Below are 16842 nucleotides of genomic sequence, written 5' to 3' on the forward strand. Positions count from 1 at the left end.
CGGCCCGGCGCCCACGCGGCGCACCTGCGGAGCAGGGCGGGCACGTCGTGGGCGGGACGTCGGACGACCGGGCGCGCCTCGGTGGCGCAGCCTCGGTCCGACGTCGAGTCCTGCAGCTCCGGATGAGCGGAGGGCGGCGCCGGTGCCACCACTCAACCAGACGCGGCGCCGGCCCGTGCGCTCACACGAGGGAGGTCCCGATCACACCGCCGCCGCGGTAGCTGCGCCGGTAGGTGCCCGGTGCGACGCCGATGGCGGCCCGCAGGTGCTGGCGCAGCGACGCGGGGGTCCCGAACCCGGCGTCGGCGGCCACCCGGTCGATGGGCGCGTCACTGGACTCCAGCAGCTGCCGCGCGAAGGCGAGCCGCTGCCCGGCCAGCCAGCGCAGCGGCGACATCCCGGTCTCCTCGCGGAACCGGCGGGTGAAGGTCCGGACGCTCATCCGGGCGTGCGCGGCGAGGTCGGCCAGCGTCAGCGGCTCGCCCAGCCGCTCAGCGGCCCAGGCCCGCGTGGCCGCCGTCCCGACGTCGCCGGACTCGGGCAGCGGCCGCTCCACGAACTGCGCCTGGCCGCCCTCCCGCCACGGGGCGACGACGTTGCGCCGGGCCACCCGGTTGGCCACCTCGCTGCCGTGGTCGCGGCGGACCAGGTGCAGCAGCAGGTCGATCCCGGCGGCGACGCCGGCGCTGGTCAGCACGTCCCCGTCGTCGACGAAGAGCACGTCGGGGTCCAGGCGGACGGCGGGGAAGTTGCGCCGGAACGCGTCGACGTCCCGCCAGTGGGTGGCGGCGGGCCGCCCGTCGAGGAGCCCGGCGGCCGCCAGGACCGACGACCCGGTGCAGATGGACACCATCCGGGCGTGCGCGGCCGCGTCGCGCAGGGCGTCGCGCAGCTCCGGCGGGATGCGGCCCTCGCGGACCGCGGGGCCGCCCATGATCCCGGGGACGACCACCGTGCCGGCGCTCCGGAGCACCGACCCGTCGTGTTCGGGCTGGACGGCGAAGCCGTCCGCCGTCCGGACGGGCCGGCCGTCGAGCGTGGCGACCCGCACGCGGTAGAGCGGGGAGCCGTCGGCGGCCTCGGCGAGGCCCAGCAGTCGGTACGGCAGGCCCAGCTCGAAGCCGACCACGCGGTCCACCGCGAGCACGGCCACCTCGTGCGGGACGCCGGGTGCATGCGCCAGGGCCGGACTCGGGCCGGGTGTCATGGCCGGACTTGGGCCGGATGTCATGGCCGGATCCTTGCACATGTTGACCTGCGGGCCACTCCCTGGGCCGTGACGTCGTCCGCCATGCTGTCCGCCGTGACGAGAACCGCCGCGCCGCGCACGTACCGGGTCCACCCGGCCTGGTGGGTCGCCGGGGTGACCTTCCTGGCCCTGGTCGGCGCCGCGGCCTTCCGCGCGGTGCCCGGCGTGCTCATCGAGCCGCTGCGCGCGGAGTTCGGCTGGTCGGTCACGACGATCTCGGCCGCCGTGGCGGTCAACATGGCGCTCTACGGGCTGACCGCGCCGTTCGCCGCCGCGCTGATGGAGCGCTTCGGCATCCGCCGGGTCGTCGTCGGCGCCCTGCTGCTGACCGCCACCGGCAGCGGGCTGACCGTGTTCATGACGACGAGCTGGCAGCTGGTGCTGCTGTGGGGCTTCCTCGTCGGGCTGGGCACCGGGTCGATGGCGCTGTCCCTGGTGGCGACGGTGACCGGCCGCTGGTTCGTGGCCCGCCGCGGCCTCGTGTCGGGCATCCTCACCGCCGGTGGGGCCACCGGGCAACTGGTGTTCCTCCCGCTGGTGGCCTGGGCCGACGCGACGTGGGGCTGGCGCTCGGCGTCGCTGGGCACCACCGCGGCCGCGCTGGCCGTCGTCCCCCTGGTGCTGTGGCTGCTGCGCGACCGGCCGCGCGACGCCGGTGTCGTCCCCTACGGCGGGACGGCGGCCGACGACGCCGACCCGGTGCGCACCGGCGCGGCCCGGACGGCGGTGCGCGGGCTGGTGTCGGCCGCCCGCACGATCCCGTTCTGGCTGCTCGCCGGCGGGTTCTTCATCTGCGGGCTGTCGACCAACGGGCTGATTCAGCCGCACTTCATCCCGGCCGCGCACGACCACGGCATGCCGATCACCACGGCCGCCGGGCTGCTCGCCGTGGTGGGGATCTTCGACATCGCCGGCACGGTGCTGTCGGGCTGGCTCACCGACCGCACCGACCCCCGGGTGCTGCTGCTGGCCTACTACGGCCTGCGCGGGCTGTCGCTGTTCCTGCTGCCGACCCTGTTCGGGCCCGACCTGCACGTCAGCATGGTCGCGTTCATCGTCTTCTACGGCCTGGACTGGGTGGCCACGGTGCCGCCGACCCTGGCGCTGTGCCGGGAGTTCTTCGGTGCGCGGGCGCCGGTGGTGTTCGGCTGGGTGTTCGCCTCGCACCAGGTCGGGTCGGCGTTCGCGGCCTTCGGCGGCGGCGTGATCCGCGACGGAACCGGCTCCTACGACCCGGCCTGGTTCCTCGCCGGGGCGCTGTGCATCGCGGCGGCCGCCATGTCCTTCCTGATCCCGCGCAGCCCGCGGCCGGCCGTCGGCACGGCGCTGCCGACCGACCGCGACGAGGCCGCGGCCGCCCAGGCGCACGGCTGAGGAGGGCGCTCACGCGCGGGCCGGCGCCGCCGCGGCGGCGGCCCGCGCCAGGGGCCGGGTGAGCACGGCCGAGGCCAGCAGCGAGCCGAGCGCCAGGAGGCCAATCGCCACGGCCGGCGACGCGAGGTCGGCGAGGGCCCCGGCGAGCACGGCGCCCAGGCCCTGGCAGGTCGTGCGCGTCGACGACTCCGCGCCGAGCACCTGGCCGCGCACCGGCGCCGGGGTGAGCGCCAGCAACTGCTCCTGCTGCGCCAGCGAGGCGGCGTAGCCCACGCACGCCACGGCGGCGAGGAGGACGGCGACCGGCAGGCCGGGCTGGAGGAGGAACGGCACGAAGGGGGCGGCCAGCAGGAACCGCAGCGGCGTGCTCGCCCGGCGCCGTCCGGCTGCGGTGAGGAACCGCCCGACCACCAGGTCCCCGGTGAGCATCCCCGCGGCGGCCGCGGCCAGCAGCCACCCCGCGGCGTCCCCGGCGTACGGGACGAACAGCGCCTCGCACCCCACGACCAACCCGTTGGGCAGGCACAGCGCCAGCAGCAGCACGCGGGTGTCGCGTCGCGCGAGGACCAGCCGGTTGCCCCGCGCGGTCTCCCGGACGCCGGGCCGCGCGGTCCGCCGGGGCGCACGCTCCCGGACGCCGGAGCGCAGCACCGGCACCGCGACGGCCGACAGCGCCGCGGCCACCGCGAACACCTGGGCGGTGGTCAGCAGGCCCAGCAGGACCCCGCCGGTGGCGAACCCGACGATCTGGCACGCCCCGACCGCGACGTTCATCGCCGAGCGGGCGAGGGCGAATCGCTCGGCCGGCACCACCTCGCTGAGCAGTCCCCAGCGCACGCCGCTGCCGAGGGAGAGGACGTAGGCGCCGCCCAGGAGCAGCGCCAGCCGGCCGGCCGTGCCGAGCGGGAGGGCGGCCTGCAGCACGAGGCCGGCGGTCGACAGGACCCCGACGACGGTGAGGGCACGGCGCGGGGCGGAGGCGTCGGCCGCGGACATCAGGGTCGCGGCGCCGAGGACCTGGACGGTCGACGGGCCGAACAGGGCCACCGCGCTGAGCAGCGCCGAGCCGGTCCGCTCGTGGACCACGACCGCCAGCGCCAGGCTCGCCGTGGTCGAGGCGGCGACGGACAGCGCGCTGCTGGTCCACAGGGCCCGGAACTCGCGGTCGGCGAACAGCTGCCGGTAGGTCGTCACCGGCCCAGGCTCGGTCGCGCGGCCGGACACACCCAGGCTTTCGGCTACGGTCGAAAGGTGGGTGAGCTGATCGTGGACGCCGACGTGCTGGCGCGCACCCGCTTCGGCAGCTCGCCGTGGGCGGAGACCCTCGCCGGCCTGTCGATCCTGCTCGCCCCCCAGGTCCAGCCGTGGCACCGGGACTGGCGCACTGCGCACCTCCCGCAGCTGCGCGCCCGGCTGGCCGGGGACGAGGTCGCCGCGGCGCTGGTGCGCGCCGCGTTCTCGCGGACGTGGACGGCGGACTTCCTCACCGTCCCGCCCCACGCGCCCGACCTCACCCTCGACGAGGAGCTGGAGCACCTCGAGTCCCTGCCCGACGACCGCATCCGGGCCGACCTGGAGTACGTGTCGGGCCCGCTGCCCGCCGTCCTCGGGGCGACCGGGCTGGCCGCCCGGGCCGCCGAGCTGCTGCGCTGGACGTGGCGCACCGGCATCGCACCGGAGTGGGAGCGCCGGCGCCGGGTGCTGCGTGCGGACGTGGTGTCGCGCACCGCCCGGCTGAGCACGGAGGGCTGGTCCGGGGTGCTCGACGGCATCGGCCCCGGCGTCCGCTGGCTGGCGCACGGCCGCCTGCAGGTCAGCGCGCAGCCGTACCCGCCGCGGGACATCCGCGGCCGGGACCTCATGCTCATCGCCGCGCACAGCCGGGGCAGCTCGGTCTCCTGGCACCTGCCCGACCGGTACGCGCTGGTCTACCCGGTCGTCGGGGTCTTCGCGACCGCGCCCGCGCCGCTGCCCGAGCCCCTGGCCCGGCTGCTCGGCCGCTCGCGCGCCCGCGTCCTCACCCGGCTGCGGACGCCCGGCAGCACCAGCGCGCTCGGCGCCGAGCTCGGGCTCCCCGTGGGCAGCGTCGGCGGCCACCTGCGGGTGCTGCTCGACGCCGGGCTCGTCGAGCGGCGCCGCTCGGGCCGCGAGGTGCTCTACTGGTGGAGCGACGCCGGCCAGGCCCTCGTCACGGCCGCCGGCGCGGTCCCGGACGACGCCGGGGCACCGCAGCCCGGGTGACGACGGCCCCTCCGGAGGCGCCCGCCGCGAGCGGGCGAGTGGGGAAGAGGGGTCTCTCTCAGGCCGTGCCGGTGAGGGCGGGGTCGACAGTGCGTCCGGTGATCAGGTCGGCCGCTCGCTCGGCGACCATCATGGTCGGGGCGTTGGTGTTGCCGCGCACCAGCGTCGGCATCACCGAGGCGTCGGCCACCCGCAGCCCGTCGACCCCGCGCACCCGCAGCTGCGGGTCGACGACCGCCTCGTCGTCGGTGCCCATCCGGCACGAGGACACCGGGTGGTACAGCGACTCGAGCGTGTCGCGCACCGCCTGCCGCAGCCCCTTGCGGGAGCGCACCGCCCCGCCGGGGGACCACTCTCCGGCCAGGACGGCGGCCAGCGGGCCGGAGGACGCGATCTCCCGCGCCTGCTCCACCCCGCACACCAGCCCGTCGAGGTCGCGCTCGTCGGTTCCACGGGCCGATCACGCCGACCACGCCGAGCGGCTGGTACTCCAGCCACGCCGCGTGGTTGGCCGCCAGCAGGCCCAGGCTGACCCGGCGCGGGCCGAGCACCTTCCGTGCGTGGGTGGCAGCCCAGGCGAGGTGGTCGACGGCGAGGGTGATCTCGAGGATCGCGTCGGCGTGCGGCTTGCCGGTCTCCCGGTGCACCAGGTCGGCCAGCTCGTGCAGCCGGCGGGCGAGGTAGCCGCGGTAGGCCGCCAGCCGCTGCCGGCGGCCGTCGAACCCGACGTCGGCCCACGCGGCGGCGGCGACGCGGGCCCGGGCCACGGCCGCGCGGACGTCGTCCGCCCCGTGCACGGGGAACACCCCGACGACCGCGCCCGTCGCGGGGGCGGTCGACTCGAAGCTCCCGGCCGCGCGGCGGTCCGGCTGCTCGGCGAGCGACATGGGCGGAGGTTACCCGCGGGTAGCCAACGTCGTCGGGAACGGTGCCGGTCAGCGAGCCGCCGCCAGCTCCTCCCGCTCCAGCGCCTCGCGGTCGGACTCCAGGACGTCGGCCGCGGCCACCACGATGTTCGGGTCCGGCCGCCCGACCACCGCCTCGTCCCGGCCCTCGTAGGGCAGCGCGGACAGCACGTACCGCAGCGCCTCGAGCCGGGCCCGCTTCTTGTCGTTGCTCTTGACCACCGTCCACGGCGCGTGGTCGGTGTCGGTGGCGGCGAACATCGCCTCCTTGGCCGCGGTGTAGTCGTCCCAGCGGTCCAGCGAGGCCAGGTCGGTGGGGGAGAGCTTCCACTGCCGCACCGGGTCGATCCGCCGTACGACGAAGCGGGTGCGCTGCTCGCGCCGGGAGACCGAGAACCAGAACTTCACCAGCCGGATGCCGCTGTCGACGAGCATCCGCTCGAACTCCGGCGCCTGGCGCATGAAGCGCTCGTACTGCTCGTCGGTGCAGTAGCCCATCACCCGCTCGACGCCGGCGCGGTTGTACCAGGACCGGTCGAACAGGGCGATCTCCCCGGCGGCCGGCAGGTGCTGCACGTAGCGCTGGAAGTACCACTGGGTCTGCTCGCGCTCCGACGGCTTGTCCAGCGCGATCACCTTCGTGCCGCGGGGGTTGAGGTGCTCGGTGAAGCGCTTGATCGTGCCGCCCTTGCCCGCGGCGTCGCGGCCCTCGAAGAGGACGACGAGCTGCTGGCCGGTGTCCTTGACCCAGCCCTGCAGCCGCAGCAGCTGGATCTGCAGCCGGCGCTTCTCCCGCTCGTACTCCTTGCGCGGCATCCGCTCGGCGTAGGGGTAGCCCTCCCGCCAGGTCTCGATCCGCTCACCGTCGGGGCCGAACAGCTCGCCGTCGTCGTCCCAGTCCTCGTCGGAGTCGTCCTCGGGGAGGGCCTGCAACCGGTACTGGGACACGTCGATCTCGGACACGCACCGGGGGGTACCCCACCGGGCCGCTGCCATGCTGGCCGGGTGGCCGACCCGTTCGACACCGCCGGGCTGCGGCGGCGGGTGCTCGCCGCCTGGGCCGGCTCCCCGGCCCGCTTCCGCGAGGACGCCAACGCCGAGGAGGACCTCGTCCGCGGCGGCTACCGGGACCGGCTGCTGGTCGAGCTGGCGCAGAACGCCGCCGACGCCGCCGCCCGGGCCGGCGTGCCGGGCCGGCTGCGGCTCGAGCTCGCCGAGGACGGCGCCGGGGGAGAGGTGCTGCGCGCCGCCAACACCGGCGCCCCGCTCGACGCCGCCGGGGTGCAGGGCCTGGCCACGCTCCGCGCGTCGGGCAAGCGCGACGAGCCGACGTCGGTCGGGCGGTTCGGGGTCGGGTTCGCCGCGGTGCTCGCCGTCACCGACGAGCCCGCCGTGCACTCGACCACCGGCGGGGTGCGGTTCGCCGCCGACCGCACCCGCGCCGAGGTCGCCGCCCTCCCCGCGCTGGCCGACGAGGTGGCCCGCCGGGACGGCGCGGTGCCGGTGCTGCGGCTGCCCTGGCCGACAGACGGGACGCCCCCCGAGGGCTTCGCGACCGAGGTGGTGCTGCCGCTGCGCGCCGGGTCGCGGGCCGCCGTCCGGACCGCCTTGGAGGAGGTCGAGGCCGAGCTGCTGCTCGCCCTGCCCGGGCTGGCCGCGGTCGACGTCGTCCTCGACGGGGCGGTGCGGTCGCTGTCGGCGCGGTACGACAACACGGCAGAACGCCCACCCCGGGCGCAGCTGACCGACGGAGACCGGACGACGACCTGGCGGCTCCAGCGGCGCGACGGCGTGCTGCCCGAGGAGCTGCTGGCCGGCCGGCCGGTCGAGGAGCGGGAGGGCCGCGCCTGGACGCTCACCTGGGCGGTGCCACTGGACGAGGACGGGCGGCCGGCGTCCCTGCCGCTGCCGCAGCGGGTGCACGCGCCGACGCCCAGCGACGAGCCGCTGACCCTGCCCGCCCGGCTGATCGCGCCGTTCCCGCTGGGCCCCGACCGGCGGCACGTGCTGCCCGGGCCGGTCACCGACGAGCTGGTCGCCGCGGCGGCCGGCGGCTACGCCGACCTGGTCGCCGGGCTGGCCGACGACGGCGCGGTGCTCGCGCTGGTGCCGCGCATCGGGCTGGCCGGCGCCGAGCTCGACGCCGCGCTGTGCACCGCCGCGCTGGAGCGGCTGCGGGAGGCGGCGTGGCTGCCGGTGGCCGGTGCCGAGCGGGACCGGCAGACGCCGGGCCGGGCCGCGGTGCTCGCCGAGCCGACCGAGGAGCGGGTCGCCGCGCTGACCGGCGTCCTGCCCGGGCTGCTCCCGGCGGACTGGTCCGGCCGGGGCGACCAGCCCGCGCTTGCCGCGCTCGGGGTCCGCCGGGTGGGCACCGCCGAGGTCGTGGAGGCGGTGCGGGGCGTCACCCGGCCGCCGGGGTGGTGGGCGCGGCTCTACGCCGCCCTGGACGGCGCCGAGCGCGAGGAGCTGGCCGCGCTGCCGGTGCCGCTCGCCGACGGCCGCACCGCCCACGGGCCGGCCGGGGTGCTGCTGCCCGACGAGAGGCTGCCGGTGGCCCGGCTGGGGCCCCTGGGCCTGCGGGTCGCCGATCCGGACGCGGTCGCCCCGGCCACCGCCCGCCGGCTGCTGGAGCGCCTGGGCGCCCGCCCCGCGACCGCCGCCGCGGTGCTCGACGACCCAGGGGTGCGGGCGGCGGTCGAGGCCTCGGTCGACGCGGCCGACGACGACTGGAGCGCCGACCGCGACCCGGCCTCGGTCGCCGACGCCGTCCTGGCGCTCGTCGCCGCGGCCGGTCCCGGGCCGTCGGAGCTGCCGTGGCTGGCCGCGCTGGCGCTGCCCGACGCCGACGGCGGCTGGGCGCCGGCCGGCGAGCTGGTGCTGCCCGGGTCGCGGTTCGGCGCGGTGCTGGCCGAGGGTGCGCTGGGCGCCCTCGACCCCGCGTTGGACGCCGACCCGGACGTGCTGCGCGCGGTGGGCGTGCTCGACGGCTTCGCGCTGGTCGGCGCAGAGGACCCCGACGACCTCGACGTCGACGGCGCCCGGGAGTGGGCCGACGCCGTCCTCGACCGGCTGCCCGCCGACGCGCCCGCGCCGTCCTGGCCGCCGCTGACCGCCGTCCGCGACCTCGAGTTGGTCGACGACTGGGTGGGCGCGCTGCCGCTGCTGGCCGAGCTGCCCGCGGAGGCGTGGGCCGACGTCGTCCTCGGCGGGGTGCCGGTGCCCGGCTACCTGCGCTGGTGGCTGTGCACCCACCCGGTGCTCGGCGGGCGGCGTCCGGACCGGCTGCGGCACCCGGAGGCCGCGGAGTTGCAGGGACTGTACGAACCGGCCGACGCCCCGCCCGCCCTGCTCGACCTGCTGCGGCCGCCGGCCTCGGTGGCCGACGTGCTGGCCGACGTCGACGGCGCGCTGGACCTGCTCGACCGGCTCGGCGACCCGCGCCGGACCGTCGCTCCCGCGGTGCTGCGCACCGTGCACGCGCGGCTCGCCGCGGCGCTGGACGGCGTCGACGTGGAGCCGCCGGACCGGGTGCGCGTGGCCCCGGACCGCGTGGTGCCCGCCGGGGAGGCCGTCGTCCTCGACGCGCCGTGGTTACAGCCACTGGTCGACTCCCCGCTCGTGCCCGCCGGCGGGGCGCCGGGACCGGTCGCCGACCTGCTGGACCTGCCGCTGGCCGGTGAGGTGGTGCGGGCCCGCGTGGCGAGCCCTCCGGTGCGCGTCGTCCGCTGGGCCGACGTCCCGGGAGCGGGGCTGGCGGCCGCCCGGCTGGGGCTCGCGGAGCTGCCGGGTGAGGTCGCCGTCCACGAGCCGCTGCGCGCCGGCGGCCGGGCAGTGCCGTGGTGGCCGGGCGGGCGTGCGGGCCCCGACGCCGTCGACGGCACGCCGGTCGCGCTCGGGCGGGCGCTGGCCTGGCGCGCGGGGGCGTGGCCGCTGCGCCAGGCGCTGGCCGAGGCGTTCGCGCACCCCGACCAGGCCGCCGCGCTCGCCGCCGAGGACGCCGTCGGCCCGTAGTCGAAGGACTTCCTCCTCCCCACCCCTCGCGAGCTCGGGGCGGTGCCCGGGAGGAGGCCGACGCGAGGAGCAGGGGAGGGGTCCTCTCTCACTGGCCCCAGCGCGGGATGGCGTGCGCGCCCGAGGCACGACCGTGGGCGGAGTTGGGCCGTCCGCTCCGCCCGGCCGGCGCGCCGGGCACCGGGGCGTGCCCGGCCGCGGCGCAGCAGCGGTGCAGCGACAGCCACTGCTCGGCGGTCAGGTCGGCGGCCCGGGTGGTGGGTGGCAGGCCCTCCGAGCGCAGCCACCGCGCGCCGGTGGTGCCGGGCAGGACGGCGCGCAGCACGGCGCCGAGGGCGGCTCCGGGCCGGGCGAGGACGGCGTGCGCCAGCCGGTCGAGGTCGGCCGCCGCTGTCTCGGGGAGGGCGGCGCGGGCGATGGCGGCGGCGCCGTCGAGGGTGCGGTGCGGGCGTGACAAGGCGACCTCCGGGAGAGGACGGGGCTGCGCGACCGGCAGCCGGTCGGGGGAGCGGTGGGCGCGCCGGGGGGAAGCGCGGACGGCGGGGAGCAGGGCTCGACCCGCGGGGACTCGCGGAGGGATCGGTCAGGACCGCATGGCGACGACGCTACGGACGCGTCGCGGGCCCGTCGAGCGGATTACCGGCCGACCGGTCGGCCTTGCGCTGCTGGTGGGCCTCCCAGCGGGCGCGGTCGCGCGCCCGGGCGTCCTTGGTCCGCTCCCGGCGCGCCGCACGCCGACGGGCGCGGACCAGCTCGCGCTGCTCGAAGGAGGGGTGCTGCTCCCAGCCGCTGGCCAGCACCGCGACACCCCACAGGCAGAGGCCGACGATGGCCACGAACGCGGCGAGGATCGGGTCGAGCAGCAGGAAGGCCGCGACCGAGCCGGCCAGCCAGACCCCGCCCCACCCGATCAGTCGCCGCAACACGCCGACCAGTATCCCCGCCCGCGCCGCGGGCCGGTCGCCACGCCCCTCGCACCCCGCCCGCGGGCCCCGGCCACCCGGCGGACCTTGATTCCGGGGGCCCGGGTGCCTACGGTCGGGGGAGCGGTTCAACAGTCAGCCGCGGCACAGCTGCCGGACTCCGCGTCGTGCCACGGCTGACCCCGTGGTCCTCCGCACGGGTTCGCTTCCTCCAGAGAGAGGCGCACCGTGACCGCTGCCCCCATCGACGACCTGGTCTCCATCGACGTGGCCGGGTCGGCCGCCACCGGCGTCCTGCTCACCGTCACCGGTGAGGTCGACTCCTCCACCGCCCCCTCCCTGCGCGCCGCCGTCGACACGGCCTTCGCCGACGGCGTCCGGTCGCTCACCCTCGACCTCGAGGGCGTGACCTTCCTCGACTCCGCCGGCCTCTGCGTGCTGGCCGCCGCCCACCGGCGCGCGGCCGAGGACGGCGTCGTCCTCCGCGTGCACGCCTCCGGCCGGGCGGTCGTCCGGCCGCTGCAGATCACCGGGCTCTACGACCTGCTCGCCGTCGGGCAGCTGCGGCCAGGCGCCGGGGTCGCCTGAACAGGTCCCCGCTCCCCACCGACGGAGGGCCCCTCCTCCGCACCCTTCGGAGAAGGACCCCCCGCCACTCGCACGCTCGTGCCGGACCCTGCAGGGGGCCGGCGGGACCCGGGACGGGGCCGCGGTGGGCCCTATAGGGGGGCCACCGTCCCACCCCGACGGCGCCCGCCCGACCCCGCCCAGGCACCGTGAGGCCTCCGGCGAGCCGCCCACCTGCGGCGTTCCGTGCCGCTCCCGCAGCGGGTGGGGACCACACGGAACCCGCGGCCGGCGTGTGCCCCTGACACATTGCCCGTCCCCGTCTGCCCCGCTGCCGGCTCCGACGGCCGTCTCCAGATCACCTGCAGGTCACGATCCTCCGCGCCTGTGGGGGGTCGGCGCGCCGTCCCTTTACAGTTTCCGGCCATGTGCCCTGCATCACAGACCGATCCCGTTCCGCGAGAGGCGGGCCGGCGGACGCCGGCCTCCGCGCCGGGGACGACCGCGGAGCGGGCCGCGTGCTGAGCGTCGACTCGCTGCGCGTGACCTACGGCGGCGCCGTGGAGGCCGTGCGCGGCGTGACCATGGAGGTCCCCGACGGCAAGGTCGTCGCCGTCCTCGGCAGCAACGGAGCCGGGAAGTCCACGCTGCTCCGCACCATCTCGGGCACGCTGCGGCTGCACCGCGGGCGCGTCGACGAGGGCGCGGTGCACTTCGACGGCGAGGCGCTCACCGGCCGCGACCCCGGCCAGATCGTCCGGCGCGGCGTGGTCCAGGTGCCGGAGGGCCGGCGGATCTTCGGCCGGCTCACCGTCGAGGAGAACCTGCGCGCCGGCGGGATGGGCAACCGGGACCGAGCCGCCAAGGCGGCCGCGCACGCCCGGGTGCACGACCTGTTCCCCGTGCTCGCCGAGCGCAGCGGCCAGCGGGCGGGGCTGCTCTCCGGCGGTGAGCAGCAGATGCTGGCCATCGGGCGGGCGCTGATGGCCAGTCCTAAGCTGTTGCTGCTCGACGAGCCCTCGCTGGGGCTGGCCCCGCGGGTGATCGGCCAGATCGGCGAGGTGGTCGCCGAGATCAACCGGCAGGGCACCTCGGTGCTGCTGGTCGAGCAGAACGCCACCATGGCGCTGGGCGTGGCCGACCTCGCCTACGTCCTCGACGTCGGCAAGGTGTCCCTGTCCGGGCTTGCCGAGGAGCTCGCCCGCACCGACGAGGTGCAGCGGCTCTACCTCGGCCACGGCGACGCCGCGGCCACCGGGCCGGTCGGCCGCCACTCCCGGCGCACCCTCTCGCGGTGGACGGCGTGACCGCGGCCGCGGCCGACACCCGGTCCGACGTCCCTCCGGTCGAGGTCGAGCACATCAGCGTCCGCTTCGGCGCCATCCGGGCGCTCAACGACGTCTCCTTCACCGTCGCGCCCGGGACCATCCACGCGGTCATCGGGCCCAACGGCGCCGGCAAGTCGACGATGTTCAACGTCCTGTCGGGGGTCTACAAGGCCGCCGAGGGCGAGGTCCGCTTCGGCGACGCGCGGCTGGACCAGATGCGGCCGTTCCAGATCGCCGGGGTCGGCGTGGCCCGGGCGTTCCAGAACATCGCCCTCTCCGGCGCCCAGTCGGTGGCCGAGAACCTGATGCTCGGCCGCCACCACCTCACGAAGGCCGGGTTCCTCTCCTCCGGGCTGCGGCTGCCCCGGGCCACCCGCGAGGGCAAGGTGCACGGCGAGCGGATCCGGGAGATCGCCGAGTTCCTCGACCTCGGCGACAAGCTGCAGACCCCGGTCGGGGTGCTGTCCTACGGCGACCAGAAGCGGGTCGAGGTGGCCCGCGCGCTGTGCACCGAGCCGCGGCTGCTGCTGCTCGACGAGCCGGTGGCCGGCATGAACGCCGAGGAGACCGGCCGGATGGCCGAGGCGATCCGGGAGATCCGCTCGGCGCTCGGCATCTCGATCGTCCTCGTCGAGCACGACATGGGGATGGTCATGTCCCTCGCCGACCGGGTCACCGTCCTGGACTTCGGACGCCGGATCGCCGACGGGACGCCCGCCCAGGTGCAGGCCGACCCCGAGGTCATCCGCGCCTACCTCGGTTCGGGCGACGACGAGACGCCCGCCGAGGCCGCCGCACACCACACCACCGACACGCCAGGGACGTCCTCGTGACCCAGTTCCTCTCGCTCCTGCTCAACGGGCTGTCGCTCGGCGCCATCTACGCGCTGATCGCGCTCGGCTTCGTGATCATCTTCAAGGCCAGCGAGGTCGTGAGCTTCACCCACGGTTCGCTGCTGCTCCTCGGCGCGTATTCGATCGCGCGGCTGTCCGAGCCGCTGGGCTTCCTGCTCGCCGTGCTCGCCGGGCTGGCGATCACCGCGCTGGCCGCACTGCTCGTCGAGCGGTTCATCATCAACCGGCTCCGCGGCGCCCCCGTCATCAGCCTGGCGATCGTCACCATCGGCGTCGACATCATCCTGCTGACCGAGCTGATCCGGCGGATCGGCCCGGACATCCTCAACGTGCCGCACCCGTGGGGCGGGGAGTCGGTCCGCATCGGCGGCATCGGGATCACCCAGAACCGGCTGATCGCCATGATCGTCGCCGGCGTCCTCATCGCGCTGTTCTTCGTCGCGTTCAAGTACTCGAGCTGGGGCGTGGCCATGCGCGCGTCGGCCGAGGACGGCGAGACCGCGGCGCTGATGGGCATCCGGCAGGGCCGGGTCTCCGCGCTGGCCTGGGTCGTCGCCGGCGTCCTCGCCGGTGTGGCCGCCCTGTTCCTGGTGGGCAGCCCGACGCCCGGGGTCAGCTCGGCGGTGTACGCCACCGCGCTGCGGGCCTTCCCCGCGGCGATCCTCGGCGGCCTGGACTCCACCGGCGGCGCGCTGGTGGGCGGGCTGCTCATCGGGCTCGCCGAGTCCCTCGCCGCCGGCTACCAGGAGCAGCTGCTCTTCCTCGGCCGCGGCTTCGGCGAGGTCGTCCCCTACGTGGTGATGATCGCCGTCCTGCTCGTCCGGCCCTCGGGGCTCTTCGGCACCAAGGAGCTGACCCGTGTCTGAGCAGACCGTCTCGCGCCCGGCGGGGTCCTCCCGCGCAGGGTCCGACACCCCCGCCCGTTCGGGCCGGGCCGGCCGCGGTCCCGGCACCGTGGTCAAGTGGGTGCTGATCGCCGCACTGCTGGTCTTTCTGCTGGTCTTCCCGCTGTACTTCGACGAGTTCTGGCTGCGCACCGGCTTCGCGGTGTTCGGCGCGGCCATCGGCGCCATCGGGCTGAACCTGCTCGTGGGCACCACCGGCCAGCTGTCCCTGGCGCACGCCTTCTTCCTCGCCGTCGGGGCGGTCAGCTACACCTACATCTCGGGGGAGTCCGGCGGGCTCGGTACCCGGGCCGCCCTCGACGGGCTGGGCCTGCCGCCGATCGTCGGCATGGTCGTCGGCGTCCTGCTCGCCGGGCTGGCCGGGCTGGTCTTCAGCCCGATCGCGGCGCGGCTGCGGGGCATCTACCTCGGTGTCGCCTCCCTGGGGCTGGTCTTCATCGGCGTCCACGTGATCAACACCTGGACGCCGGTGACCGGTGGCTTCAACGGCCGCGCGGCGCCCGAGTTCTCGCTGTTCGGCTTCACCTTCGGCAACAGCGACCCGCAGCTGTGGGTGCTGGGCGTGCCGTTCCGGGAGGCCGAGCGGCTCTGGTACCTGGGCCTGGTCCTGGCGCTGGCCGCCTACGTGTTCGCCCGCAACCTGCTACGCAGCCGGCCCGGCCGGGCACTGCAGACGCTGCGCGACAGCGAGGTCGCCGCGTCGGTCATGGGCGTCAACGTGCAGGCCTACAAGGCCCGGGTGTTCCTGGTCAGCTCCATGTACGCCGGCCTCTCGGGAGTCCTCTACGCGCTGTCCATCGGGAGCATCGCGCCGGAGTCCTTCACCCTGGTGGTTTCGATCCAGTACCTGGCGATGATCGTCCTGGGCGGTCTCGGCTCGGTGGGCGGTGCGGCGCTGGGCGCGCTCTTCGTCACCGCGCTCCCCCTGCTCTTCCAGCAGTACGCCGACGTGCTGCCGCTGGTGAGCGCCCCGGGCCAGGGCGGCGTCTCCGCCGGCTTCGCCGCCCGGTTCCTCTACGGCGCGGCGATCATCCTCATCGTCCTGTTCGAGCCCGCCGGGCTGGCCGGCATCGCGCAGCGCCTCACCCAACGCTTCCGCCGGGGCCGTGCGCCCGCCCGCGGCGGAGTCGCCACACCACCCCCGGAGCAACCCGGCTCCGCACCGACCCCCTCCGACCGACCAGCACAAGGGAGCGACACCAGATGAGAACAGGCAAGGCTCTGCGCACGACCACCGCGGTCGCCGCGGCCGTCGTCGTGGCGACGGCCGGCTGCAGCACCAGGGCACCGGAGTCCAGCGGCGGGGGCGGAGGGGGAGAGGGCGGCTCGGGTGGCGAGGTCCTGACCGACGTCGGCGTCGAGGGGACCACGATCACCCTCGGCGTCCTCACCGACCTGACGGGCGTGTTCGCCGCGCTCGGCCAGGACATCACCAACGCCAATACGCTGTTCTGGCAGGACAACCAGGTCTGCGACACCTACACCGTCGAGCTGGACGTCCAGGACACCAACTACGTCCCGCAGAACGGCGTGCAGCTCTACAGCGGCATGGAGCCCAACATCCTGGCGATGCAGCAGACGATCGGCTCGCCGATCAACACCGCGCTGGCCCCGGAGTACGAGTCCGACCAGATCGTCAACTTCCCGTCGGCCTGGGCGCGGACGCTGACCGAGATCCCCGGCACCGGGGTCGTCGGCGCCACCTACGACGTCGAGCTGGCCAACGGGTACTCCTACCTGTTCGAGCAGGGCCTGCTGCAGGACGGCGCCACCGTCGGGCACATCTACTTCGAGGGCGAGTACGGCGAGAACGGCCTGGCCGGCAGCGAGGCGGTGGCCGAGGAGCGCGGGCTGACGATCATCCCCGCGCAGATCAAGTCGACCGACCAGGACATGACCGCGCAGATCACGCAGTTCGCCGCGGCCGGGGTCGACGCCATCGCCCTGACCGTCGCGCCGACGCAGACCGCGTCCGCGGCCGGCGTGGCGGCGGCCCAGGGGCTCAACGTGCCGATCATCGGCAGCAACCCGGTCTTCGCGCCGGGCCTGCTGCAGGGGCCGGCCGCGCAGGCGCTCAAGGACAACCTGTACGTCGCCAGCCCGGTGTCGGCCTTCGACGCCCAGCCCGAGCTGCTCGCGCAGTACCAGGAGGCCTACCCGAACGTGCAGCCGAGCCTCGGCGTGCTCGTCGGCTACGGCATGAGCGCGATCATGAAGCAGGTGCTCGACGCGGCCTGCGAGAACGGCGACCTGACCCGCGAGGGCGTGGTCACCGCCTTCTCCGAGCTGCAGGATGTCGACACCGGCGGCCTCGTCGTCCCGATCGACGGCTTCGAGACCGGCGTGTCGCCCAGCACGCAGAGCTTCATCCTGCGGCCGGCCGACGTCCCGGGCGGTGCCACCGTCGTCCAGCAGGCGTTCGAGGGCGAGTTCGCGGAGGGCCTGCGCTGACCTTCCGGTGACACCCTGGCGGCGCCCCCTCCCC

General features: G+C 76.1%; 15 protein-coding genes and 1 pseudogene. 9 read left to right on the forward strand and 7 right to left on the reverse strand.

Annotated elements, in window-relative coordinates; translation table 11 throughout:
- Positions 1-181 precede the first annotated feature (181 nt).
- Positions 182-1207: a GlxA family transcriptional regulator gene (locus BLW63_RS03145; RefSeq protein ID WP_244522320.1), complete on the reverse strand. Its 1026-nt coding sequence runs from the start codon at positions 1205-1207 to the stop codon at positions 182-184.
- Between the two features lie 96 nt (positions 1208-1303).
- Between BLW63_RS03145 and BLW63_RS03150 the strand changes: the two genes are divergently transcribed.
- Positions 1304-2623, forward strand: a complete 1320-nt coding sequence (locus tag BLW63_RS03150; RefSeq protein WP_244522321.1) for an MFS transporter — start codon at positions 1304-1306, stop codon at positions 2621-2623.
- Positions 2624-2632: 9 nt separating this feature from the next.
- Here the strand turns inward: BLW63_RS03150 and BLW63_RS03155 are convergent, their stop codons facing one another.
- The gene (locus tag BLW63_RS03155; RefSeq protein ID WP_211516979.1) at positions 2633-3817 is read right to left on the reverse strand and encodes an MFS transporter; all 1185 of its coding nucleotides are present in this window, start codon (positions 3815-3817) and stop codon (positions 2633-2635) included.
- A gap of 57 nt (positions 3818-3874) precedes the next feature.
- On the opposite strand from BLW63_RS03155, the gene BLW63_RS03160 reads away from it, so the two are divergent.
- On the forward strand, positions 3875-4864 hold the full coding sequence (locus tag BLW63_RS03160; protein ID WP_091151421.1) for an ArsR/SmtB family transcription factor: 990 nt from the start codon (positions 3875-3877) through the stop codon (positions 4862-4864).
- A gap of 58 nt (positions 4865-4922) precedes the next feature.
- Here BLW63_RS03160 and BLW63_RS03165 read toward each other — a convergent pair whose 3' ends face one another.
- The 3 genes and pseudogenes from BLW63_RS03165 to ppk2 form a co-directional block, all read right to left on the reverse strand.
- Positions 4923-5276, reverse strand: coding sequence for a GMC oxidoreductase (locus BLW63_RS03165; RefSeq protein ID WP_244522322.1), 354 nt, complete (start codon positions 5274-5276; stop codon positions 4923-4925).
- A 94-nt stretch (positions 5277-5370) separates the two neighbouring features.
- Positions 5371-5751: pseudogene (locus tag BLW63_RS03170) on the reverse strand (aldehyde dehydrogenase family protein); the annotation flags it as partial.
- Positions 5752-5799: 48 nt separating this feature from the next.
- The gene (gene ppk2 / locus BLW63_RS03175; protein ID WP_091151424.1) at positions 5800-6732 is read right to left on the reverse strand and encodes a polyphosphate kinase 2; all 933 of its coding nucleotides are present in this window, start codon (positions 6730-6732) and stop codon (positions 5800-5802) included.
- A 42-nt stretch (positions 6733-6774) separates the two neighbouring features.
- Here ppk2 and BLW63_RS03180 point away from each other — a divergent pair, with 42 nt between their 5' ends.
- On the forward strand, positions 6775-9780 hold the full coding sequence (locus BLW63_RS03180; protein ID WP_091151425.1) for a sacsin N-terminal ATP-binding-like domain-containing protein: 3006 nt from the start codon (positions 6775-6777) through the stop codon (positions 9778-9780).
- Between the two features lie 88 nt (positions 9781-9868).
- Here BLW63_RS03180 and BLW63_RS03185 read toward each other — a convergent pair whose 3' ends face one another.
- Positions 9869-10237, reverse strand: coding sequence for a hypothetical protein (locus BLW63_RS03185; RefSeq protein ID WP_091151427.1), 369 nt, complete (start codon positions 10235-10237; stop codon positions 9869-9871).
- Between the two features lie 148 nt (positions 10238-10385).
- The gene (locus BLW63_RS03190; RefSeq protein WP_091151429.1) at positions 10386-10706 is read right to left on the reverse strand and encodes a hypothetical protein; all 321 of its coding nucleotides are present in this window, start codon (positions 10704-10706) and stop codon (positions 10386-10388) included.
- Between the two features lie 225 nt (positions 10707-10931).
- Here BLW63_RS03190 and BLW63_RS03195 point away from each other — a divergent pair, with 225 nt between their 5' ends.
- The 6 genes from BLW63_RS03195 to BLW63_RS03220 all read left to right on the forward strand — a co-directional run bounded on the left by BLW63_RS03195 (position 10932) and on the right by BLW63_RS03220 (position 16808).
- Positions 10932-11291 carry an STAS domain-containing protein gene (locus BLW63_RS03195; protein ID WP_091151431.1) on the forward strand — a complete coding sequence of 120 codons (360 nt, stop codon included), beginning with the start codon at positions 10932-10934 and terminating at the stop codon, positions 11289-11291.
- 497 nt (positions 11292-11788) lie between these two features.
- Positions 11789-12577, forward strand: a complete 789-nt coding sequence (locus BLW63_RS03200) for an ABC transporter ATP-binding protein (protein WP_091151433.1) — start codon at positions 11789-11791, stop codon at positions 12575-12577.
- A complete protein-coding gene (locus tag BLW63_RS03205) occupies positions 12565-13431 on the forward strand; it encodes an ABC transporter ATP-binding protein (RefSeq protein WP_244522323.1) in 867 nt (288 codons plus the stop codon). Before BLW63_RS03200 ends, BLW63_RS03205 begins: the two co-directional genes overlap by 13 nt.
- Positions 13428-14318, forward strand: coding sequence for a branched-chain amino acid ABC transporter permease (locus BLW63_RS03210; protein WP_091151435.1), 891 nt, complete (start codon positions 13428-13430; stop codon positions 14316-14318). Before BLW63_RS03205 ends, BLW63_RS03210 begins: the two co-directional genes overlap by 4 nt.
- Positions 14311-15564 (forward strand): branched-chain amino acid ABC transporter permease, encoded by a 1254-nt coding sequence (locus tag BLW63_RS03215; protein WP_091151437.1) that lies wholly within the window; start codon positions 14311-14313, stop codon positions 15562-15564. The genes BLW63_RS03210 and BLW63_RS03215 overlap by 8 nt, the downstream gene beginning before the upstream one ends.
- Positions 15561-16808: an ABC transporter substrate-binding protein gene (locus tag BLW63_RS03220; protein ID WP_091151439.1), complete on the forward strand. Its 1248-nt coding sequence runs from the start codon at positions 15561-15563 to the stop codon at positions 16806-16808. The genes BLW63_RS03215 and BLW63_RS03220 overlap by 4 nt, the downstream gene beginning before the upstream one ends.
- The last annotated feature ends 34 nt before the right edge of the window (positions 16809-16842 follow it).

The organism is Geodermatophilus africanus (genome assembly GCF_900107105.1).
GTDB classification, from domain to species: Bacteria; Actinomycetota; Actinomycetes; order Mycobacteriales; family Geodermatophilaceae; genus Geodermatophilus; species Geodermatophilus africanus.